Genomic DNA, 21,654 nt, shown 5'->3' on the forward strand with positions numbered 1-21,654 from the left:
GTTGGGTATCCTGTCTGGTTGCGTTCGAGTTACAGAACGGTCGTCGGTACAACGTTGGTGCTGGTGTATGTGTGGAGCTTCACATAAAGCCAAGAGTTTCGCAACGGCAACTTTTTCAATGTTGGTCGTCGGCGCCGCCAAATACCTTGCCGACCCACGAGGATTTTTTATTGGTGCGAATTGCCGCCTTGTACGCATCGGTGTGTTCCTGGGCAGCGCGGCGATCCAGCACGCCAGCGCTGACCAGCATGGCGGCGGCGCCTTCGACGCGGCCTATGGCGCGCTCGCCGCTCAGCGAATTGCGCCCGGTGCGTTGCAATAAGGTAAGCCAGGCGTCGTGCAAGGTCGCGCCAATCGCGCCGGCAGCCGCGTCCCGAGCGCTTGCCGTAACGTCATGGGAGAGTTTCTGATAATAGTCGAGCAACTCATGAATACGCCTGACATAAAATTCCGGACCATCGAATTCGCTGGCAAGCTTGACCGACAGGTCCAGGGTCGCGCGCTCGGCGGAGCGATCCGGCCCGGTTTGCACCAGTTGATATCCGCACTGCTGCAGACCGGTGATGAGGCCTTCGATGATTTTGAAATGCCGGATATCGTCCTGTTGACCGGCGCCGGCCGCTTGCTCAATGGCGGTACGGATCAACCATTGTTCAAAGGTCGGCAGCGGTGCTGTCGTTGCATCCTGCGCAAAGCGGTTCTGCAGCAGGGTGTACTCCGGCCTGCTCAGATGGAGAGTCACTTCCGGCATGGGGTGCCTTTCGAGGTACTTCTTCGTCGTTCGAGTGTAGTTGAAGTCTGCGCTTCGCAACAGGCCTTGATGCGCCGATATCGACGGCCACCAGGGACACCAGCGGCGTCGCGCCGGCATCGCGTGCACCGCGGCGGTAGCGGTAGCGTCGGATTTTGCGAATTCCATTATGATGATCGACCCGACCAAAGGAATCCGCATGAACGATGCCCTGCGCCATATCGTGCAACAGATGCCCAAGGCAGAACTGCATATCCACATCGAGGGTTCGCTGGAGCCCGAACTGATTTTTGCGCTGGCTCAACGCAATCAGATTGCGCTCGCTTACGAGTCGGTCGATGCCTTGCGCGACGCCTATGCCTTCAGCGACCTGCAGTCGTTTCTCGATGTGTATTACGCCGGCGCGAGCGTCCTGTGCACCGAGCAGGACTTCTATGACATGACGCAGGCGTATCTGTTGCGCGCGCAGGCCGACCACGTGCGCCACGTTGAAATCTTCTTCGATCCGCAAACGCATACCGCGCGTGGCGTGCCCTTCGAGGTCGTGATCCATGGCATCGACCGCGCGCTGCAGGACGCACGCCGCGCGTATGGCATCAGCGGTGGCCTGATCCTGTGTTTCCTGCGGCACCTGTCCGAAGCCGACGCCTTCGCGACGCTGGAACAGGCGCTGCCCCATCGCGACAAATTCATCGGTGTCGGGCTGGATTCCTCCGAGCGCGACCACCCACCGGAAAAATTCGCCCGGGTGTTTGCCCAATGCCGCAAGCTGGGATTGCATCTGGTCGCCCATGCCGGCGAGGAGGGGCCGCCCGCCTACATTGCGACGGCGCTGGATGTGCTGCAGGTCGAGCGTATGGATCATGGCGTGCGTTGCCTTGAAGACCCGGCCCTGACCGCGCGCCTGGCGCGCGAGCAGGTGCCGCTGACAGTGTGTCCGCTCTCGAATGTCAAGCTGCGCGTGGTGCAACGGATGGCCGATCACAATCTTCCGGCCTTGCTGGAAGCCGGCCTGATGGTCACCCTCAACTCCGATGACCCGGCCTATTTCGGCGGTTACCTGAACGACAATTTCCTCGCCGCGTTCGAGGCCTTGCCATTGACGCTGGGTGACGCACATCGCCTTGCGCGCAACAGCTTCGCGGCGGCATTTCTGGACGAACCACTGCGGCAATCCTGGCTCGCGCAAGTCGACGCCTTCTTTGCCGCGCAAGCATCGGGCACCCCATGTTGAAACAGGCCCTGCGCATGACATTGCGCGACTGGCGTGCCGGTGAACTGCGCTTCCTGCTGATCGCTCTTGTCGTTGCGGTCGCCGCGCTCTCCTCGGTCGGATTTTTCGTCGATCGGATGCGCACCGGCCTCAATCGCGATGCGCATCAGTTGCTCGGCGCCGATCTGGTCATTAGCGGCGATGCGCCGATTAATCCGGCCTGGCGTGCCGAAGCCCTGCGGCGTGGCCTGACCGTGGCCGACACGGTGGCCTTTCCTAGCATGGCGCAAACCGGCACGGACGAGCAGTCGCATTCGAAGCTGACGTCGGTGAAGGCCGTTACTGCCGGCTATCCGCTGCGCGGCAGCCTGAAGATTGCCGCAAATGGCCATGACGCCGGCGCCGTCACCCATGCGATTCCGCAACCGGGCACGGTCTGGGTCGATCCGAATTTGCTGACCGCACTGGGCGTGCAGGTCGGCGGCAAACTGCAGCTGGGCGACAAGCTGTTCACCATTGCCAGTGTCATCGCGGCCGAGCCGGACCGCGGCGCGGCCTTCATGAATTTCTCACCGCGTGTGATGCTGGCCGCCAGCGATCTGGCGGCAACCAATCTGATCCAGTACGGCTCACGTGTGACTTATCGATTGATGGTTGCAGGGCCGAACGACAGCGCCGCCGCCTTCCAGAAATGGGTCGAGACCAGCATCGAGACCAATGCGGTCAAGGGCGTACGGCTCGAATCGCTGGAAACCGGCCGGCCGGAGATGCGCGCCACGCTGGATCGCGCCGAACAATTCCTGTCGCTGGTCGGCCTGTTGTCGGCGATGCTGGCGGCAGTCGCCATTGCCATGGCGGCACGGCGCTTCATGCTGCGTCACATGGATGCCTGCGCGATGCTACGCTGCCTGGGACTGACGCAGAATCAAGTGACGGTGATGTACTTTGCCGAGTTCATCATGATCGGCTTGCTGGGCAGCGCGGCCGGTGCGCTGGCCGGATTTGCCGCCCATTTCGTCCTGCTGGAGTGGCTTGGCAAACTGGTCTCGAGCGACTTGCCGGCGGCCAGCATCCTGCCCGGCATCCAGGGCATCGCGACCGGATTGCTGCTGTTGATCGGCTTCGCGCTGCCGCCCATCCTGCAGCTGCGCAATGTCCCGCACAACCGTGTCATTCGGCGCGAACAGGATGCGCCGCAGCCGATTGCGGTGCTCACGTACGGACTCGGACTGGCGACATTCATCGGACTGCTGTTGTGGCAAGCCGGCAATCTGCAGCTCGGCTTGTTGACCGCAGCAGGGTTCCTGGGCGGACTGGCCGGCTTTGCCGTGATCGGCTGGCTCAGCCTGAAAGCCTTGCGCGGTTTGCGCGGATTGATCAACCATCCGAGCTGGCGCTTTGCGCTGACGGGCCTGCAACGCCGGCCGGGCGCCACCGTGGTGCAGATTGTCGCGCTGGCGCTGGGCCTGATGGCGCTGCTGCTGCTGACGGTGATACGGGGTGATCTGATCAGCGCCTGGCAGCAGGCCACGCCGCCGGATGCGCCGAATCAGTTTGTCCTCAACATCCAGCCCGAGCAGCGCGACGCCTTCGCCGCGCGCCTGCGCAGCGGCGGCGTGCGCAATGCGCAGCTGTTTCCGATGATTCGGGGCCGGCTGATTCAGGTCAACGAACAAGTCATGGGTGGCGACACCTTCGTCGACGAGCGCGCCAAGCGCCTGGTCGAGCGCGAATTCAATCTGTCGACGATGGCCGCGCCGCCGCCGCAGAACCAGGTCAGTGCCGGACGCTGGTTCGATGACAGCAAGCCGGAAGCCTCGGTCGAGCAGGGCCTGGCCAAGACGCTCAATCTCAAGCTTGGCGACAGGCTCAAGTTCGATATCGCCGGCCAGATTGTGGAGGCGCCGGTGACCAGTTTGCGCAAGCTCGACTGGGGTTCGATGCGGGTCAACTTCTTCGTGATTCTGAATCCCAAGCTGATGGCCGATACCCCGCAAAGCTGGATCACCGCGTTTCATCTGCCGCCGGAACATGCCGGACTGGTCGATCAACTGACCCGTGAATTTCCAAACCTGACCATCGTCGATGTCGGCAGCGTGCTCAAGCAGATTCAAGCGGTCATCGATCAGGTCGTCACGGCCGTCGAATTCCTGTTCCTGTTCACGCTGGCCTCCGGCGTGCTGGTGCTGTACGCGGCGCTGGCCGGATCGCAGGATGAACGCACGCGCGAGGCAGGCTTGCTGCGCGCGCTCGGCGCCACCCGCAAGCAGTTGTCGCAGGCGCAGTGGATCGAGTTCGTGCTGGTCGGCGGCCTGTCGGGCTTGCTGGCAGCCAGCGGCGCGGCGGCAGTGGGCTGGTCGCTGGCGACTTACGTATTCAATTTTGAATGGCAATTCAGTCCGCTGGTCTGGCTGGCCGGGCTGTCGGCCGGGGCCTTGTGTGCGGTGGGTGGCGGCTGGCTGGGCCTGCGCACCGTGCTGAATCAGCCGCCATTGCAAACCTTGCGCGAAGCCTGACATCGATACGCTATCATTCGCGCCATGACACAAGAACCGACAACGCTGTTCAATTTGATCGGCGGCGCAGCACCGCTGCGTGCACTGGTGGACCGGTTCTATGATTTGATGGAACTCGAACCGACATTCGCCGAATTGCGCGCCTTGCATCCGACCACGCTGGACGGCTCGCGCGACAAGCTGTACTGGTTCCTGACCGGCTGGAGCGGCGGGCCGGACCTGTATATCGAACGGTTTGGCCACCCGCGCCTGCGCGCACGCCATTTGCCGTACCCGATCGGGCTGTCGGTACGCGATCAATGGCTGGCCTGCATGGCCAGTGCCATGCAGGATTGCGCGCTGGATGATGCACTGAGCGAACGCCTGCTCGAATCCTTCTACCAAACCGCCGACTGGATGCGCAACCGCGAGGGTTGAGCTGCAGCCGGAATAATTTGGAAACCACATGACTTCTGTCGAACTGATTCTGATTGCCCTGGTGGCGCTTTTGCTGGTGTTGCAAATCATCCTGCTGCTGCGCGGCCGCGCCGCTGATATCGGCCCGAGCCTGGTGCAGATGCAGGCCGAACTGCAGCGTCATCAGGAGTACACCAGCGAACGCAACGAACGTGAATTGCGCACCCAGGTGCAGACCACTGCGCAGGGTACACGCCAGGAGCTGAGCGGGAACTTCGGCCAGTTTCAGCAAATCCTCACGGCGCAGCTGACGGCTACTGCCACGCTGCAGAATGGCCAGATCGATGCGTTCTCACAGCAACTGGCCAAGCTCAACGAAGCCAATGCGCAGCAACTTGAAGCGATGCGGCAAGCCATCACGATGCAGGCCCAGCATGGTCGCGAGGAGCAGGCCATTGCGTTGAAACGGTTCGGCGATACGCTCAACCAGGCCTTGATGACCATGACCGAATCGAACGCCCAGCGCATGCTCGAAATTCGCGCCACGCTGGAAGCGAAGATCAAGGACCTGCAAACGGATAACGGCGCGCGGCTGGAAGAAATGCGCAAGACCGTCGACGAAAAGCTGCACGCCACGCTGGAACAGCGGCTGGGTGAATCGTTCAAGCTGGTCTCGGACCGGCTTGAAAAGGTGCATCAGGGACTGGGCGAGATGCAGCAACTGGCCATTGGCGTGGGTGACCTGAAACGGGTGCTCACCAACGTCAAGACGCGTGGCACCTGGGGCGAGGTGCAGCTGGAAATGCTGCTGGAACAGGTGCTGACGGTGGATCAGTACGCCAAGAATGTCGAGACCGTTCCCGGCACCGGCGAGCGCGTGGAATTTGCGGTCAAGCTGCCCGGCCAGGACAATGGCGCGACGCCGGTGTGGCTGCCGATCGACGCGAAATTTCCGAAGGAGCAGTACGAGCGCTTGTGCGACGCGGCCGAGCGTGCCGATGCCGACGGTGTTGCCGTGGCCGGGCGCGAACTGGAGCGGGCGATTCGCGCGGAAGCCAAGACCATCTCGGAAAAATACCTGTCGCCGCCGCTGACCACCGACTTCGCACTGATGTTCCTGCCGACCGAAGGGCTGTACGCCGAAGTCATGCGTCGTCCCGGCCTGGCCGACGAGTTGCAGCGCGTGTATCGGGTCAGCATCTCGGGACCATCGACGTTATCGGCCTTGCTCAACAGTTTGCAGATGGGCTTTCGCACGCTGGCGCTGGAGCAGCGCTCGTCGGAAGTGTGGCAGGTGCTGGGTGCGGTCAAGACCGAGTTCGGCAAGTTTGGCGATGTGCTGTCGGCCACCAAGCTGACGCTCGAGCGCGCTGCCAAGAATATCGAGAATGCCGAAGTGCGCAGCCGCCAGATGGCGCGCAAGCTGAAGTCGGTCGAGGCGTTGCCGACCGAAGCGGCGCAACGGCTGCTCGGTGTGGATGCCAGTGAACCTGACGAGGAGTTGTGATGCCCGCTGCAATGCATTTTTATGAACCGCGCAATGGACACGGATTGCCGCATGATCCGTTCAATGCGATTGTCGGGCCGCGTCCGATCGGCTGGATCTCGTCGCGCAGCGCCGCCGGCCAATTGAATCTGGCGCCGTACAGTTTTTTCAATGCCTTCAATTACACGCCGCCGATCATCGGCTTTGCCAGCATCGGCTACAAGGACACGCTGCGCAACATTGAAGAGACCGGAGAATTCGGCTGGAATCTGGTGACGCGCGATCTGGCCGAGGCAATGAACGCCAGTTGCGCTCCGGTGCCGCCCGAGGTCAGCGAGTTCGATCTGGCTGGCCTGACGCCAGTGGCCTCGCGCGTCATCACGACGCCGCGGGTCGCAGAAGCCCAGGTCTCGTTTGAATGCCGCACCACCCAGATCATCCAGTTGCAGGGCAGCGATGGCATCAAGGTGTCGACCTGGCTGGTGCTGGGCGAAGTGGTCGCCGTGCATATCGCCGAGACCGCGCTGAAGGACGGCATCTACGACACGGCCACGGCCGGGCATGTGCTGCGGGCCGGCGGTGCGGGCGACTATTTCTCGGTCGGACCGGAGCAGTTGTTCCGGATGCGCCGGCCGACCTGAGCGGCGCGCAGGGCCGGGACGCTTACAGCTTGAGTCGCTTGCGGGTTGCCTCAAGCAACGCAACGTTGTACGGGTACAGGTTTTCCGTGAAGAGCATTTCGGCCTCGGCCGGTTCGGTCAGGCACATTTCCAGCATCTGCGGACCATCGTCCTCGACGCCCAGAAAATCCTTGCTCCAACGATTCTTGCGGTGGGTGCGCATGACTTCGCAACCCAATTCGGCCAGTGGGGCCGCGACGCCTGCTGCCAGTGCTGCTTGCTGCCATTCGTCCCAGAATGCGGGTTTTGTTGCTTGATCGCTCATGCGTGATGGTGTCCTGATGAAAGTGTGAAGAAAAGGGGGAGGGGGCGAACCGTACTCTTGATGCCGGGTTTTATCAAGTTCAACGCGACGCCGCGTCGGGGTTGCGTGCCGCAATCTCGCGCAAGGCGCCGGCAAACACCTCGACTGGTTGCCCGCCCGAAATCAGATGGCGGTCATTGATGATCACCGCCGGCACCGAATTAATCCCTTGTTGCAAATAAAACTGTTCGCGCTCGCGCACCTCGGTGGCGAATTCGTCCGATTCCAGTATATGCGCGGCACGCTCGCTGTCCAGCCCAACCGTGCGTGCGACGTCCACCAGCACGGCATGTGACGACGGGTTCTTGCCCTCGGTAAAGTAGGCATCGAACAACGCGTGCTTCAGAGCGATTTGCTTGCCTTCGAGTTCGGCCCAATGCAACAGCCGATGCGCATCAAAGGTGTTGTAGATGCGGCTGCGCTTGTCCATGCTGAACCTGAAGCCGAGTTCTTCGCCACGGGCACGGATCGCTTCGCGGTTGCGCTGGGTCTGCTCGGCGGTGGCGCCGTATTTCTGCGCAATGTGTTCGGTAATGTCCTGCCCCTCGGCCGGCATGGCAGGATTGAGCTCGAACGGCTGGAAGTGCAGGTTGATGGCGACCTCGCCGTCAAGCTGCGCGACCGCCTGTTCCAGCGCCTTCAGGCCGATGATGCACCAGGGACAGGAGACATCGGAGACGAAATCAATTTTCAGGGTTGTAGTCATGGCTTGCTTGTCCTGTGAGGTGGGGGTCAGGTCAGTCCGTCGAACAGCATCACGTCGACCAGATCGCCGGCTTGCACCGCGCCCTGGGCATCGTGCAGCACGATCATGCAGTTGGCTTCGACCATCGAACGCAAGATGCCCGAGCCTTGCGCACCTGTGATGCGCACTTGCCGACGGCCTTCGGCGTCGGTCGACAAGATGCCGCGCTGGTACTCGGTGCGGCCGGGCTTCTTGCGGATCGCGTCACGCGACACGGCGCGCATCAATGGCGGCGCCGTGGCATCCGCGCCCATCATGTGCAGCAGCGCTTCGCGCGCAAAAAAATAAAACGTGACCATCACCGCCACCGGATTGCCGGGCAGGCCGAACAGGAAGGCGCTGTGGCCGTTCGACTGGATTTTTCCGAATGCCATCGGGCGGCCGGGGCGCATGCCGATCTTCCAGAACGTCACGTCGCCCAGTTCGGCCATGATCTGTTTGGTGTAGTCGGCCGCGCCGACCGAGACGCCGCCCGATGTGATGATCGCGTCGGCATTCTCGCAGGCCGTGCGCAATGCCGCTTCGAGCGCGGCAGGTTCGTCCTTGACGACGCCCATGTCGATCAGGTCGCAGCCAAGTCGCGTCAGCATGCCGTGCAGCGTGTAGCGATTGCTGTCGTAGACGCAACCGGCGTCGAGCGGCTCGCCGATCGAACGCAGCTCGTCGCCGGTCGAAAAAAACGCCACCCGCAGACGACGCTGCACCGGCACTTCGGCAATGCCGAGCGAGGCCAGCAGGCCTAGATCGGCGGGATGCAGGATGCGGCCCTTGGCGAGGGCGGCGCTGCCCGTTTGCAGGTCCTCGCCGCGCAGCCGGCGATTGTCGCCGCTGCGCACGGCGCCCGGTGGAATCGTCACGCTGGTGTCGGTGGCCGCCTGCGTGAATTCCTGCGGAATAACGGTGTCGCAGCCGGATGGCATGATGGCGCCGGTCATTACGCGCACGCATTGGCCGGCGGCGACATCTCCCGCGAAGGCGCGACCGGCATACGCGATCCCGATCACATCGAGGCGCAGCGGCTGTTCGCCGAGGTCGCTGCTGCGCAAGGCATACCCATCCATCGCCGAATTGTCATGCGACGGCACGCAGATCGGTGAAATGATATCGGTGGCCAGTACACGCCCCAGCGCGCTGCGCAGCGCAACCTGCTCGATTGCCTGAACCGGTTTGATGAAGTCGCGAATGATGCGTTGCGCTGCCGCGACCGGCAGCGCGTCCGGGTCATACTCGGACAGGCAGCTGACCACCTCGGCAAGGGTGCGTGGCGACTGGTTCATGCCGCCTCGAACCGACGCAGGTCGTCCAGCGTATTGATGTTGCGGAATGCGTCTTCATCGTCGAAGTGGACTTCGGCCACCGCCAGCGAGGCATACCAGGCGTCGATCTTGCGCCCGCCGTTTTGCAGGAACAGGGTCAGATGTGACAGCAGCGAAGATTTCATCAGGCAGAACACCGGATGCGCCTGGCGTTGCTCAGCGTCGCCGGTGACGGCCACCGCGAGGTCGGCGTCCTGCGCCAGCAAGGCCGCCTGCAGGCGCTCGACCAGATCGGACGGAAGAAACGGCGAATCACACGGTGCCGTGACCAGATACGGTGTCTCGCAATGCATCAAGCCGGTCTGCAAGCCCGCCAGCGGGCCGGCAAAGCCTTGCATGTCGTCCGGCCAGACCGAGCTGCAGATAGCTTCGTAGGCAGCCAGATTCTGGTTTGCACTGATCATCACCTGGTCGACCTGGGGCGCCAGGCGCATCAGCACATGCATCGCCATCGGCGCACCGCGAAACGCCTGCAGTCCCTTGTCAACATTGCCCATGCGCGAACCGCGCCCACCTGCCAGAATCAATCCGGTAATCGTCATGCGTTCAACCTCCGATATAAGACATTTCAACCTTGTTGGCGCGGGGCGGCAGGCCATCGGTATTGGCCGTGCGCAGGTCGGAATAGCGGTCACTGCGGCGCTGCCAGATATGACCGATCGCCGCCGCCAGCTCGGCATCGCTGTGACCGGCGCGCAGCAAGGCGCGCAAGTCATGGCCCTCGGTCGCGAACAGGCAGGTGTAGAGCTTGCCCTCGGTCGACAGGCGGGCGCGACTGCAATCGCTGCAGAAGGCCTGGGTGACGCTGGAGATCACGCCGATTTCGCCGGACCCATCGGCATAGCGCCAGCGGCCCGCCGTCTCGCCGGCGTAATTGGCAGCCATGGGGTGCAGCGGCATGGCCGCATGGATGCGCGCGATGACATCGGCGGACGGCACCACCTCTGCCATGTTCCAGCCGTTCGAGCTGCCGACATCCATGTATTCGATAAACCGCAGAATCGCTGCTGAACCCTTGAAATGTCGCGCCATCGGCAGGATCTCGGCATCGTTCATGCCACGCTTGACCACCATGTTGACCTTGATCGGCGCGAGCCCGACCGCAACGGCCACATCGATGCCGTGCAACACATCCGCGACCGGAAAATCGACGTCATTCATTTGCCGGAAAATCGCTTCGTCGATCGCATCGAGCGAGACGGTAACGCGCTTGAGGCCGGCATCTTTCAGCGACTGTGCTTTTTTTGCGAGCAGGGAGCCGTTGGTGGTCAGGGTCAGGTCGAGTGGCTGGCCGTTGCGGGTGGTGAGGCGACTGAGCATCTCGATCAGGCGCTCGAGATTCTTGCGCAACAGTGGCTCACCACCGGTCAGGCGAATTTTTTCGACGCCATGGTCGATGAAAATGCGTGCCATGCGGGTGATCTCTTCGAATGACAGCAGGGCCGTCTGCGGCATGAAGACGTAATCCTTGTCGAACACCTCTTTTGGCATGCAATAAACGCAGCGAAAATTGCAGCGATCCGTCACGGAAATACGCAGGTCATGCAACGGCCGCGCCATGCTGTCGGCCAGCAACCCGGTGGGCGCATCGGCATCGGCGGGAATGACCGGGACGCGCTGTTGCGCGCGCAAATCGGTGATCGGGATAACACGGTCAGTCATGAGGTTTGATGCTTTTTTGAAGGTGAACAAGGGCCCGCGTCAGGCCAGCAACGATACCATGAGGCCCGCTATCGCACAGCCGACGATCACCGTGATGGTGCCAAGTTTAAACCGGAACAGCGCAAGGCACGCGGCCACGGTGATCAACATGGCGTACCAGTCCCAGTGGCCGGGTGGCTGCTGCAGATGGAACACCTGTTCTGCAAAGAACACCGCAAGGCTGACCACCACACCGACCACCGCTGCCGATATCGCCGTCAAAGGGGCAGTCAGGCGGATGTTATCGCGGGTCGACTCGACCAGCGGGCCACCGGCCAGAATGAAAATGAAGGACGGCAAAAAGGTAAACCAGGTGGCCACGCAGGCACCCAGAACGCCAGCGGCCAGCTGATTGTGCGCACCGAAAATTTCCTTGCCCCAGCCGCCGACGAAACCCACAAACGCGACAATCATGATCAACGGTCCGGGCGTGGTTTCGCCCAGCGCCAGGCCATCGATCATTTGCGTTGCAGTCACCCAGTGGTAATGGTCAACCCCGCCCTGATACACATACGGCAAAACCGCGTAGGCGCCACCGAAGGTCAGCATGGCGGCCTTGGTAAAGAACCAGCCCATTTGCGCCGGGGCGCTGGCGCTGCCGAACGCCAGCGCAATGACCAGCCAGGTGGCGAGGCCAAGTCCGACCCCGGCGGCGCCGATGAGGATCAACCGCGACAGTGCGAAGCGGGCATGCGCGGGTGTCGGCGTCGTGTCGTCGATCAACGCCGGTCCGTACGACGCCTTTGCCTGCGCATGATGGGCGCCACCGATCTGGAATTTGTCGGGCCGCAGGCGTCCACCCAGCCAGCCGGCCAATGCCGCCGCCAGAACAATCAGCGGGAAGGGGATTTGTCCCAGCGCAATGGCTGCAAACGCCAGCACGGCAATGCCAAGCAGCCAGTTGTTCTTCAGCGTGCGCGAACCAATTCGCCACGCCGCTGCCAGCACGATGGCGACCACCGCGGGTTTGATGCCATACAGGATGCCGGCCACCAGCGAGACGTTGCCGAAGGTCAGATAGATCCAGCTCAATGCAATCAGGATCAGCAACGACGGCAGCACGAACAACACGCCCGCCATCACGCCACCGCGCGTGCGATGCATCAGCCAGCCGATGTAGACGGCCAGTTGGGTAGCTTCCGGTCCGGGCAGCACCATGCAGTAATTCAGCGCGTGCAAGAAGCGCTGTTCGGAGATCCAGCGACGCTTTTCGACCAGTTCACTGTGCATCAGCGCAATCTGTCCGGCGGGCCCGCCGAAACTGATGAAGCCCAACTTGAGCCAGTACCAGAATGCCTCGGACAGGCGGACGGGGGAAGGTGGAGTCAATTCAGGATTGGTCATCGCATCAATGAGGATTCCGCGTGCGGCAATTCGGGATGCCGTCAGCAATAAAAAAGGGAGCATGCGCTCCCTGGTCAATCATACCTTCGCTGCCATGCGCATCGATGAGGATGCGCATGGCGTCACGCCATCAGCGCTGTGTTTCGATTTGCACCAACGGCTCATCCGGCTGCGCTGGCTTGGCGCGGCGTTGGCGTGGCGCCCGTGGTGCAGCTGGCGCCTGTTCGGCCGCTTCCTGGGCAGCACGCAGCTTGGCCGGATCGGTTGCTGCCAGCGTCAGACCTGCCGATTTGAGGACCTCGGCGAGATCTTCGACCTTGGCCACTGGAGCAGCGACCGCAGCAGCGACAGGAGCAGCAACCGCAGCAGCGACAGGAGCAGCAACCGCAGCAGCAACCGGAGCAGCAACCGGAGCAGCAACCGCAGCAGCGACAGGAGCAGCAACCGCAGCAGCGATCGGAGCAGCAACCGCAGCAGCGACAGGAGCAGCGACTGGTGCTGCCACGACGACCGGAGCGGCAGCTTCCTCAGCGAGGGTGACTGCTGGCGCAGCGACTGGCTCCACCGGGCGTGCTTCGGCGACAGCCGGCACAGGTGCGGCTACCTCTGGCGTAACCAGGATAGTCGGCTGAACCACCATCTTTGGCACCAGCGGCACTACGTCAATTTCCGGCGTAACGGCTTCAATCACTGGCGCGGCAACAACTTCAGCAACGCGCTCGACGACCGGCGCAGCAACCACTGCAGCCGGTTCGATCTGCATCGGAATTGCCGCGACGGTGGCAGCGGTCGCAACATCCTGCTCGCTCATGACTTCCTGGGGAATCAGCGGTGCCGGCATTGCCGTACTCAAGGCAGACGGCGCATACACGACGTCATTCTCGGATTGTGCTGCTTCATCTTTGGCAATGGCTGCAGCTTCAGCGATGGCGTTCGACGCCACCGGCACGAAGACCGGTTCGCCGGACGGGGCATCATGCAAGACGACTGCCGATTCTTCGTCGCCTTCGCCGTCGACACTGCCTTCGACCGCTTCGCCGCCTTCGCGATCACGACGATTGCGGTTACGACCACCGCGACGCCGACGCCGACGCTTTTCTTCCGATTGCTCGCCGGTTTCACCGTCAACTGCGGTGATGCCGGTTTGCTCTTCGTCATCCTGCGATGGCGCAACGTCGAGCTGAACCACAGCTGCGGGGGCCACGACATTGAGCAGCAGCTCTTCCTGCTTTGACTCTGGCGATGCCGGTTTGCGGTCTTCACGCGGAGGACGTGGTTGACGCTCGCGCCGACCTTCGTTGCCTTCGCGGGGTTCGCGTGCCTCGGCATTCTTTTCACGCGGTTCGCGTGGCTCACGCGGTGGACGCGGTGGTCGCGCCGCCGGTGCCGCCTCTTCCGTCGCTACTGCCTTGACTGGCTCGTCGCGCTCTTCACGACCACCGCGCCCACCTCGGCTGCGGCCACGGGGATTGCGGTTGTTGCGATCGCCGCGGTCGTTTTTCTGTGCGGGCTTGTCTTCAACCACCGGCACCACCACGATTGGCGCAGCAGGCTTCTTGAAGAAGAAACCAAGCAGTTTGCTGACGAAACTCTCTTCCGGTGCAACCATCAAGGCTGGCACGACCGGCTTGGCTTCCACGACTTTGCGTTCGACGACTGGCGCCGGCTGGTCTGGCGTGATGCTCTTGACCATGGCTTCCTGACGCGGCTTGCCTTCTTCTTTCTGGCGCTTGCTGTAGCTGATGTCGGTTTCGGCTTCTTCGGCCATCGCATAGCTGGCTTGCACTTCTTCCAGGCGCGCATCGTCATGCTTGATGCGTTCCAGTTTGTAGTGCGGCGTTTCCAGATGCTTGTTCGGAATCATGATGATCGAGACACGATGACGGGTTTCGATCTTCAGGATCTCGCCACGTTTCTCATTGAGCAGGAACGCAGCAACATCGACCGGCGCCTGAATATGAATCGCGGCCGAATTCTCTTTCATCGCTTCTTCCTGGATGATGCGCAGGACTTGCAATGCAGACGATTCGGTATCGCGAATGTGGCCCGTGCCATTGCAACGCGGGCAGGTCACATGGCTGCCTTCGGACAGCGACGGACGCAGACGCTGACGTGACAATTCCATCAGGCCGAAGCGGGAGATCTTGCCCATCTGGACGCGAGCACGGTCGAAGTGCAGGGCGTCCTTCAGGCGGGTTTCGACTTCGCGCTGATTCTTCGCGTTTTCCATGTCGATGAAGTCGATGACGATCAAGCCACCCAGGTCGCGCAGGCGCAATTGTCGGGCGACTTCTTCAGCGGCTTCGCAGTTGGTGTTGAATGCGGTGGTCTCGATATCGCTGCCACGGGTGGCGCGCGCCGAGTTGACGTCGACCGAGACCAGTGCTTCGGTGTGATCAATGACGATGGCGCCGCCGGAAGGCAATGGCACCGTGCGCGAGTACGCCGTTTCAATCTGATGTTCGATCTGGAAGCGCGAGAACAGCGGCACGTCGTCGCGGTAGCGCTTGACCCGATGCACCATGTCCGGCATCACGTGACTCATGAACTGTTGTGCCTGTTCATAGATGTCATCGGTATCGATCAGGATCTCGCCGATGTCAGGCTGGAAATAATCGCGGATGGCGCGGATGACCAGCGAGGATTCCTGATAGATCAGGAAAGCGCCGGTCGACGATTGGCCGGCGCCCTCGATGGCGCGCCAGAGTTGCATCAGGTAGTTCAAGTCCCATTGCAGTTCGTCGACATTGCGGCCGATGCCTGCGGTACGGGCAATCACGGACATGCCAGTGGGCAGATCCAGCTTGTCCATGGTTTCGCGCAGTTCCTGGCGATCTTCGCCTTCGACCCGGCGCGACACGCCGCCGCCACGCGGATTGTTCGGCATCAGAACGAGGTAGCGTCCGGCCAGCGAAACAAACGACGTCAGTGCCGCGCCCTTGTTGCCGCGTTCTTCCTTCTCGACCTGGACCATGATTTCCTGGCCCTCGCGCAGGGCTTCCTTGATCGAGGCAGTGCGCACATCGACACCGTCCTTGAAGTAGGTGCGGGCGACTTCCTTGAATGGCAGAAAGCCATGGCGCTCTTCGCCGTAATTGACGAAGCAGGCTTCCAGCGAGGGTTCGATGCGGGTGATGACGCCTTTGTAGATGTTCGATTTGCGCTGTTCGCGGCCGGTGGTTTCGATATCAATGTCGATCAGTTTTTGACCGTCAACGATGGCGACGCGCAATTCTTCTTGTTGCGTCGCGTTAAACAACATGCGTTTCATTTTATTTTGCTCCGTGACGACTCAGTGGCCGTCTTAAGTGCCGCCTGCTTCTAAAGTGGCGGCACGAGTACAGGGATGTACGCGAGATTGGAGCAGGCGGGAGGGAATTGTCCTGTCTTGCAGCGTGCCGGGAAAACCGGCGCCAACCGCAGTCTGACTCAGATGAGGTTTTCCGGAATGCCGAGCGCGCACCGTCTGACACCGCGCGCATCGAATTGATCGAGCGCGGCATCGGCAGCAAAGCAACTTGGTTGAGCTAAACAAACCATCGGGTTCAGCAGATTCGGCAAACAGGGTTCAACATCGTCAACGGGCAAGCTGCCTTTGAGCTGGCAAGCTGGCCCGACATATCCGTACATTCCGACTACTCTTATCAGCCCTCTTGCGCGCTGTCCGATGACATCAACGGTGCGACCTTGACTCGCGCAGGAAGGGTGCATACACATCTTTTCCATCGAATTTGCAAATTGGCGAGGCCGATGGAGACGCCCCTGTGTAGAATGTGCTTTTTTATTCTCACACCAGCAGTAGTTTTGTAACCACTGCGAAACAATTATATATTCAAAATGAAGGACTTAGAGAGATTTTCTGGGAAAGAGCTGGAAACGCCATTGCCCTCCCGGTCGTCGCAAGTCCCTCCTCAAGCGCAGCTCATCACCATTTCCGATGAAGAGTCGGGCCAGCGGATCGACAACTTCCTGTTACGTATTTGTAAGGGCGTGCCAAAAAGCCATATCTACCGGGTTTTGCGCTCCGGGGAAGTGCGCGTCAACAAGGGCCGGATCGACCAGACCTACCGATTGGCCGAGGGCGATATCGTGCGCGTGCCACCTGTACGGGTGGCTGAAAAGAAAGAATCCACGGCGCCGGGCACCGAATTCGACATTCTGTTCGAAGATAGTCACTTGCTGATCATTAACAAGCCGGCTGGTGTTGCCGTCCACGGCGGATCAGGCATCAGCTACGGCGTGATCGAGCAACTGCGCGCGGCGCGGCCGGATGCCAAGTTTCTGGAGTTGGTGCATCGGCTGGACCGCGATACGTCAGGCATTCTGCTGCTGGCCAAGAAACGCTCGGCGCTGACCAATCTGCACGAGCAGATCCGCGATGGCGAGCCAGACAAGCGCTATCTGGTGCTGGTTCAGGGTGACTGGGTCAATGCCCGTCAGCACATCCGTTTGCCGTTACATAAATACAATGCGCCGGATGGCGAGCGCCGCGTTCGCGTGCAGGCCGACGGTCTGGCCTCACACACGGTATTCAGCCTGCTGCGGCGATACGGCAAGTTCGCCTTGCTCGAAGCAGAATTGAAGACAGGTCGCACCCATCAAATCCGCGTGCACCTGTCGTCGAGCGGCTTCGCCATCGCCGGTGACGACAAATATGGCGACTTTGCGCTCAACCGGGCACTGCAAAAGGCGGATGGACAACGCGTTGCGTTGAAACGCATGTTCCTGCATGCGCACCAGATCACGTTCGTCCATCCGGAAACTGGCAAGCCAATGACCCTGAGCGCGCCCTTGCCAGCGGAGTGCCTGCGCTTTCTGGACAGCCTCAAAGAATCTTCTGCTACGGCATAATCCTTACAAGTCAACAGACGGAGTCGGCGGCATTGCTGCCGGGAATCATGGCGCGAAAACAATTTGATTTAATCGTATTCGACTGGGATGGGACCTTGATGGACAGCACGGCCACCATCGTCAAATGCATTCAGGATGCTGCACGCGACCTCGGCTTGCCGATTCCCGACAAGCGGGCCGCGTCGTATGTAATCGGGCTCGGATTGCAGGACGCAATGGAAGCTGCCTTGCCGGACCTCGATCCCAAGTATTACCCGAAGATGGTGGAGCGCTATCGGCACCATTACCTGGCCAAGGATAATGATCTGACCCTGTTCGAGGGTGTTCGTGAAATGCTCACGGAGCTGTCGCAGGATGGTTATTTCCTGGCAGTGGCAACCGGAAAGAGTCGTGTCGGTTTGAATCGGGCCTTGAACGCAGCCAGGTTATTGTCCATGTTCGATGCCACGCGCTGCGCCGACGAAACCTTTTCGAAGCCGCATCCGGCCATGTTGCAGGAACTCACGCGGGAATTGGGCCAGGACATGAAGCGCACGCTGATGATTGGCGATACCACGCATGACCTGCAGATGGCATTGAATGCCGGGGCAGGTGGCGTTGCCGTGCACTATGGCGCCCATTCAGCGCAAGAGCTGGCGGAATTGCAGCCAATGTATGCAGCCAATTCCGTGGCTGAGTTGCATGCGTGGTTGTCCACCAATGCGTGAACCATGGAGACCGTGAATGCAATCCCTGTTTGCGCTTCCTCGGACGTGGAGGAAGGCGGCAAGGGTATCCGGTTTCCGGTTGCCACCGGTGACTGGCAGGGTACCGGCTTCGTCGTGCGTTATCACGGCGTCGCATACGCTTATCTGAATCGCTGCGCCCACGTGCCGATTGAACTTGACTGGGCCAAGGGAGAATTTTTTGAATCGAGCGGGTTTTACTTGATGTGTTCGACCCACGGCGCGATCTATGCGCCCGAAAGTGGACACTGCCAGGGCGGACCGTGCCGCGGCGGAAAATTGCGTCCGATTAGCATCACCGAGGTGGCGGGCCAGATTTGCTGGCATCCCGATGACTATGTCACCGCACCGATTGCAATACTGCAGCCAACCGACAGAAAAGAGCACGAATGAACAATGACGAATTCAATCCGGTCCCGCCCGCATCCAGCGGCAAGCCAATGAAGGACGGCTGGGAGCGCGAAGTGATCGAGAAGCTCGCGTATGCCTCCCTGCGTGAACAACGGTCGCGCCGTAGATGGGGTATTTTCTTCAAGCTGTCGACATTGGTCGTGGCGTTGCTTGCGATTGCCGTCCTGTTCAATTTCAACAAGGCCGAAGTGGAAATGCTGACCGCGCACACGGCATTGATCGATATTGACGGCACCATTGAATCCGGTGGCGGCAGCGGTGCGGCGGAATCGGTCATTCCCGCCCTGAACAAGGCATTCGCCGATACGGCGGCGGTCGGCATCATTTTGCGCATCAACAGTCCCGGCGGCAGTCCCGTTCAGGCAGGCATGATCAATGATGAAATCGTGCGCCTGCACAAGGCACATCCGAAGAAGCCGTTCTACGTGGTGGTCGACGAAATGTGCGCCTCCGGCGGCTACTACATTGCCGTTGCAGCTGACCGGATTTACGTCAACAAGGCCAGCATCGTTGGCTCGATTGGCGTGTTGATGGATGGTTTCGGATTCACCGGACTCATGGAAAAGGTCGGCGTTGAGCGGCGACTGCAAACCGCAGGTGTCAACAAGGGATTCATGGATCCATTTAGCCCGCAAAGCGACAAGCAAAAGGCCTATGCACAGGAAATGCTCGACGAAATCCATCAGCAATTCATCGACGTCGTGCGCAAGGGACGCGGCAAACGGCTGAAGGAAACACAAGACACGTTCTCGGGATTGTTCTGGACCGGCTCAAAGGCGGTCGAGCTGGGGCTGGCCGACGGGTTTGGCACGGTCGAAAGCATTGCCCGTGACGAATTCAAGGCCGAGGATATTGTTGACTACACGCAGCACGAGGGCTTGCCGGAACGCGTGCTGAAAAAATTCGGCGCGGCAATGGGCGCTGGCGCGATGAAGTCGATGGTGTCCGGCACCGGATCGCACCTTCGTTAATCGGCGCTCTTCACACTATTCGTACTTGCTTGTGTCAGTTTTTTAACTAAGATGAAGTATCAGTGATCTTCAGCGACAGGGCATACGGGATTGGCTCGGTGATTCTGCAGTTGGGCTGACACCCGCGCGACGCGCGGGATAGAGGGACAGTCCGTCTCTCATGAGGTGTCCCGTTCGGGGGCAATTGAAACGGCGGTTTAACCCGCCGTTTCGCATTTCCGGCGCTATTCTGCGAGAAACAGAAACACGGTTGGTTTCTTGTGGAAGTCCGGCGCCCTCGCCGCCGCCAGGTCCTTCTTCCATTGCGCTGCCGATTGCGTCTTTATTTTCTCGTCCGGAGTTGTCAATGCCGTTGCGACGCTGATCAGTGTCGTCGGCGAGCAGGTCGCTGCCAGTGCCTCCAGCATTCCGGAATTGCGGTATGGCGTCTCAATGAATAGCTGGGTCTGCTTTTCCTGGCGCGATCGATCTTCCAGCAGTTTGATGCGCTTCATGCGCGCGTCCGCGTCGATCGGCAAATAGCCGTTGAAGGCAAAGCTCTGACCGTTGAAGCCACTGGCCATGACTGCCAGCAGCAAGGACGACGGGCCGACCAACGGGTTGACGATCACGCCATGTTGATGCGCCAGGCGGACCAGGTTTGCGCCGGGATCGGCGACCGCGGGTACGCCGGCTTCGGAGATCAACCCCGCATTCTGCCCTGCCAGCAAGGGCGCGAGGAGGGCGGGCAATTCGGTTGCGGCGGTGTTGACGCTCAATTCCTTGATACGAATTTCCTGCATTGCCGTCGCCAGAGGATGGTGCTGCGCGATAAGTTTCAAATGCGCGCGGGCTGTCTTGGCATTCTCGGCGATGAAGTAATTCAGGCTGGCCGTGATTTTTTGCACGTGATCGGGAATGATCGTCGCAAGTAAATCGGCGTCGGCGCTCGCTGCAGCACTTAGGGTAGTGGGGATAAGGTAAAGAATTCCAGGCATGACGGATCAGCTTCGCAAACGGGATGGGCCGACCACGCGTTACGGCGTGGCGGAAAAAAAGGAAAAGCCGGCATTGCGCAACATTGTCGTCAGTGCAATCAAGGGTAGTCCGGTCAGGGCGGTGGGATCATTGCTGACGATGGATTCGATTAGCGCAATGCCCAAACCTTCGTTCTTGGCGCTGCCCGCGCAGTCGTACGGTTGCTCGATACGCAAGTAGGCATCCAGTTGATTTTCGGGTAATCGCCGGAATTTCACCGCCGTTTCAATGTTGGCAAGCTGAATTCGCGTCGATTTGTTGCTGGCACGCCCGTCCAGAAGGCACAGGGCAGTATGAAAATGCACCTCGCGGCCCTGCATTTTCAGGAGTTGTGCAAGGGCGTTGGCGTGGCTTCCTGGCTTGCCAAGTTGCTCGCCGTCCAGCAGCGCGACCTGGTCAGATCCGATAATGATGCACTCCGGCAGCCGGTCGCTGACTGCTTCGGCTTTGGATTGCGCCAACCGCAGCGCGGTATCCTGCGGCGCCTCGGCGGGCAGGGCTGTTTCATCAATGTCGGGTGAGATCGCCGTGAACTGAAATCGCAGGCGCGACAGCAGTTCCTGTCGATAAATCGAGCCCGACGCAAGTACCAGCGTCGGTTGTTGCAGTAGTTTGGCCATCGATGGTTGTATGGTTTGAAGGGGCGTAGAGAAAGCAGTGCTAAGGCTTTGACGAATAAGGGAAAAGGCTGTTATTATCGCAGGTTTTCCGGATTCGACTTTCGACATGAGCACGCTGATAATTGACAGCTTCGAGTTTTGCCGGTTGAAAGAAAGCCGAAATGGGCAAATGCCCGTGGCAGATCTGACCCGTCTGGCGCAAGAAGTTGTTGGCGAGTCGGCAGGGCTGGTTTGGTCATTGCAGGGTGGCGCCGACCAGTTCGGTCATGCACAATTGTTGCTGGAGATTTCCGGGTCGGTTCAGTTGGCATGCCAGCGCTGTCTGGCGCCGCTTGATGTCGATATCTCGTCAACGTCCCGGCTGATTGTTGCCAAGGATGAGGTCGAGGCGGACCGTATCGACGAATTGTTGTCCGACGACGAAGTCGATGTGATCGTGGGTTCGAAAGCAATGTTGATATCGGATCTGATTGAGGATGAGGCATTGCTGTCCATCCCCTTGTCGGTCAAGCATGACGTTTGCCCGGCAGATTCGGCGGCGTCGTACGATGCGGGAAAGAAGCCGTCGGCATTCGACGTGCTGAAAGAATTAAAGCGGTAATCGTTT

21 protein-coding genes are annotated in these 21,654 nt (G+C 60.6%); 10 read left to right on the forward strand and 11 right to left on the reverse strand.

Annotated elements, in window-relative coordinates:
• Positions 1 to 115 precede the first annotated feature (115 nt).
• The gene (locus tag RCH09_RS06685; RefSeq protein WP_326940279.1) at positions 116 to 940 is read right to left on the reverse strand and encodes a hypothetical protein; all 825 of its coding nucleotides are present in this window, start codon (positions 938 to 940) and stop codon (positions 116 to 118) included.
• Between the two features lie 10 nt (positions 941 to 950).
• Between RCH09_RS06685 and RCH09_RS06690 the strand changes: the two genes are divergently transcribed.
• Genes RCH09_RS06690 through RCH09_RS06710 form a run of 5 tightly spaced genes read left to right on the forward strand, consistent with a single transcriptional unit; the run spans position 951 to position 7,003 of the window.
• Complete coding sequence (locus tag RCH09_RS06690) at positions 951 to 1,985, forward strand: adenosine deaminase (RefSeq protein WP_326940280.1); 1,035 nt, start codon at positions 951 to 953, stop codon at positions 1,983 to 1,985.
• The gene (locus tag RCH09_RS06695; RefSeq protein ID WP_326940281.1) at positions 1,979 to 4,480 is read left to right on the forward strand and encodes an ABC transporter permease; all 2,502 of its coding nucleotides are present in this window, start codon (positions 1,979 to 1,981) and stop codon (positions 4,478 to 4,480) included. Before RCH09_RS06690 ends, RCH09_RS06695 begins: the two co-directional genes overlap by 7 nt.
• 24 nt (positions 4,481 to 4,504) lie before the next feature.
• Positions 4,505 to 4,897, forward strand: coding sequence for a group II truncated hemoglobin (locus RCH09_RS06700; protein ID WP_326940282.1), 393 nt, complete (start codon positions 4,505 to 4,507; stop codon positions 4,895 to 4,897).
• A gap of 28 nt (positions 4,898 to 4,925) precedes the next feature.
• Positions 4,926 to 6,383: a DNA recombination protein RmuC gene (locus RCH09_RS06705; RefSeq protein WP_326940283.1), complete on the forward strand. Its 1,458-nt coding sequence runs from the start codon at positions 4,926 to 4,928 to the stop codon at positions 6,381 to 6,383.
• Entirely contained in the window at positions 6,383 to 7,003 is a 621-nt protein-coding gene (locus RCH09_RS06710; protein WP_326940284.1) for a flavin reductase family protein, read from the forward strand. The genes RCH09_RS06705 and RCH09_RS06710 overlap by 1 nt, the downstream gene beginning before the upstream one ends.
• 22 nt (positions 7,004 to 7,025) lie before the next feature.
• On the opposite strand, the gene RCH09_RS06715 is transcribed toward RCH09_RS06710, so the two are convergent.
• The 8 genes from RCH09_RS06715 to RCH09_RS06750 form a co-directional block, all read right to left on the reverse strand.
• Positions 7,026 to 7,307, reverse strand: a complete 282-nt coding sequence (locus RCH09_RS06715; protein WP_326940285.1) for a hypothetical protein — start codon at positions 7,305 to 7,307, stop codon at positions 7,026 to 7,028.
• A gap of 79 nt (positions 7,308 to 7,386) precedes the next feature.
• Positions 7,387 to 8,052 carry a DsbA family oxidoreductase gene (locus RCH09_RS06720; RefSeq protein ID WP_326940286.1) on the reverse strand — a complete coding sequence of 222 codons (666 nt, stop codon included), beginning with the start codon at positions 8,050 to 8,052 and terminating at the stop codon, positions 7,387 to 7,389.
• A 26-nt stretch (positions 8,053 to 8,078) separates the two neighbouring features.
• Positions 8,079 to 9,368, reverse strand: coding sequence for a molybdopterin molybdotransferase MoeA (gene moeA, locus RCH09_RS06725; protein ID WP_326940287.1), 1,290 nt, complete (start codon positions 9,366 to 9,368; stop codon positions 8,079 to 8,081).
• Positions 9,365 to 9,949: a molybdenum cofactor guanylyltransferase MobA gene (mobA, locus tag RCH09_RS06730; protein WP_326940288.1), complete on the reverse strand. Its 585-nt coding sequence runs from the start codon at positions 9,947 to 9,949 to the stop codon at positions 9,365 to 9,367. Before mobA ends, moeA begins: the two co-directional genes overlap by 4 nt.
• Positions 9,950 to 9,953: 4 nt before the next feature.
• A complete protein-coding gene (gene moaA, locus RCH09_RS06735) occupies positions 9,954 to 11,069 on the reverse strand; it encodes a GTP 3',8-cyclase MoaA (protein ID WP_326940289.1) in 1,116 nt (371 codons plus the stop codon).
• Between the two features lie 39 nt (positions 11,070 to 11,108).
• Positions 11,109 to 12,452 carry a chromate efflux transporter gene (gene chrA / locus RCH09_RS06740; protein WP_326940290.1) on the reverse strand — a complete coding sequence of 448 codons (1,344 nt, stop codon included), beginning with the start codon at positions 12,450 to 12,452 and terminating at the stop codon, positions 11,109 to 11,111.
• A gap of 130 nt (positions 12,453 to 12,582) precedes the next feature.
• Positions 12,583 to 15,723 carry an Rne/Rng family ribonuclease gene (locus tag RCH09_RS06745; protein WP_326940291.1) on the reverse strand — a complete coding sequence of 1,047 codons (3,141 nt, stop codon included), beginning with the start codon at positions 15,721 to 15,723 and terminating at the stop codon, positions 12,583 to 12,585.
• 158 nt (positions 15,724 to 15,881) lie between these two features.
• Positions 15,882 to 16,082 carry a hypothetical protein gene (locus RCH09_RS06750; RefSeq protein WP_326940292.1) on the reverse strand — a complete coding sequence of 67 codons (201 nt, stop codon included), beginning with the start codon at positions 16,080 to 16,082 and terminating at the stop codon, positions 15,882 to 15,884.
• A 207-nt stretch (positions 16,083 to 16,289) separates the two neighbouring features.
• Between RCH09_RS06750 and RCH09_RS06755 the strand changes: the two genes are divergently transcribed.
• The 4 genes from RCH09_RS06755 to RCH09_RS06770 are packed head-to-tail and all read left to right on the forward strand — an operon-like array spanning position 16,290 to position 19,410.
• Positions 16,290 to 17,303 (forward strand): RluA family pseudouridine synthase, encoded by a 1,014-nt coding sequence (locus RCH09_RS06755; protein ID WP_326940293.1) that lies wholly within the window; start codon positions 16,290 to 16,292, stop codon positions 17,301 to 17,303.
• Between the two features lie 47 nt (positions 17,304 to 17,350).
• On the forward strand, positions 17,351 to 18,010 hold the full coding sequence (locus tag RCH09_RS06760) for an HAD-IA family hydrolase (RefSeq protein ID WP_326940294.1): 660 nt from the start codon (positions 17,351 to 17,353) through the stop codon (positions 18,008 to 18,010).
• Between the two features lie 3 nt (positions 18,011 to 18,013).
• Positions 18,014 to 18,421, forward strand: a complete 408-nt coding sequence (locus RCH09_RS06765; RefSeq protein ID WP_326940295.1) for a Rieske (2Fe-2S) protein — start codon at positions 18,014 to 18,016, stop codon at positions 18,419 to 18,421.
• Positions 18,418 to 19,410, forward strand: a complete 993-nt coding sequence (locus RCH09_RS06770; RefSeq protein ID WP_442785011.1) for a S49 family peptidase — start codon at positions 18,418 to 18,420, stop codon at positions 19,408 to 19,410. The genes RCH09_RS06765 and RCH09_RS06770 overlap by 4 nt, the downstream gene beginning before the upstream one ends.
• Positions 19,411 to 19,634: 224 nt before the next feature.
• Here the strand turns inward: RCH09_RS06770 and RCH09_RS06775 are convergent, their stop codons facing one another.
• Positions 19,635 to 20,387: an SAM-dependent methyltransferase gene (locus RCH09_RS06775; protein WP_326940296.1), complete on the reverse strand. Its 753-nt coding sequence runs from the start codon at positions 20,385 to 20,387 to the stop codon at positions 19,635 to 19,637.
• A gap of 39 nt (positions 20,388 to 20,426) precedes the next feature.
• Positions 20,427 to 21,047: a Maf family nucleotide pyrophosphatase gene (locus tag RCH09_RS06780; protein ID WP_326940345.1), complete on the reverse strand. Its 621-nt coding sequence runs from the start codon at positions 21,045 to 21,047 to the stop codon at positions 20,427 to 20,429.
• Positions 21,048 to 21,216: 169 nt separating this feature from the next.
• Between RCH09_RS06780 and RCH09_RS06785 the strand changes: the two genes are divergently transcribed.
• The gene (locus tag RCH09_RS06785) at positions 21,217 to 21,648 is read left to right on the forward strand and encodes a YceD family protein (protein ID WP_326940297.1); all 432 of its coding nucleotides are present in this window, start codon (positions 21,217 to 21,219) and stop codon (positions 21,646 to 21,648) included.
• Positions 21,649 to 21,654: the final 6 nt, after the last annotated feature.

Origin of the sequence: Actimicrobium sp. GrIS 1.19, assembly GCF_035984655.1 — a bacterium.
GTDB lineage: Bacteria > Pseudomonadota > Gammaproteobacteria > Burkholderiales > Burkholderiaceae_D > Actimicrobium.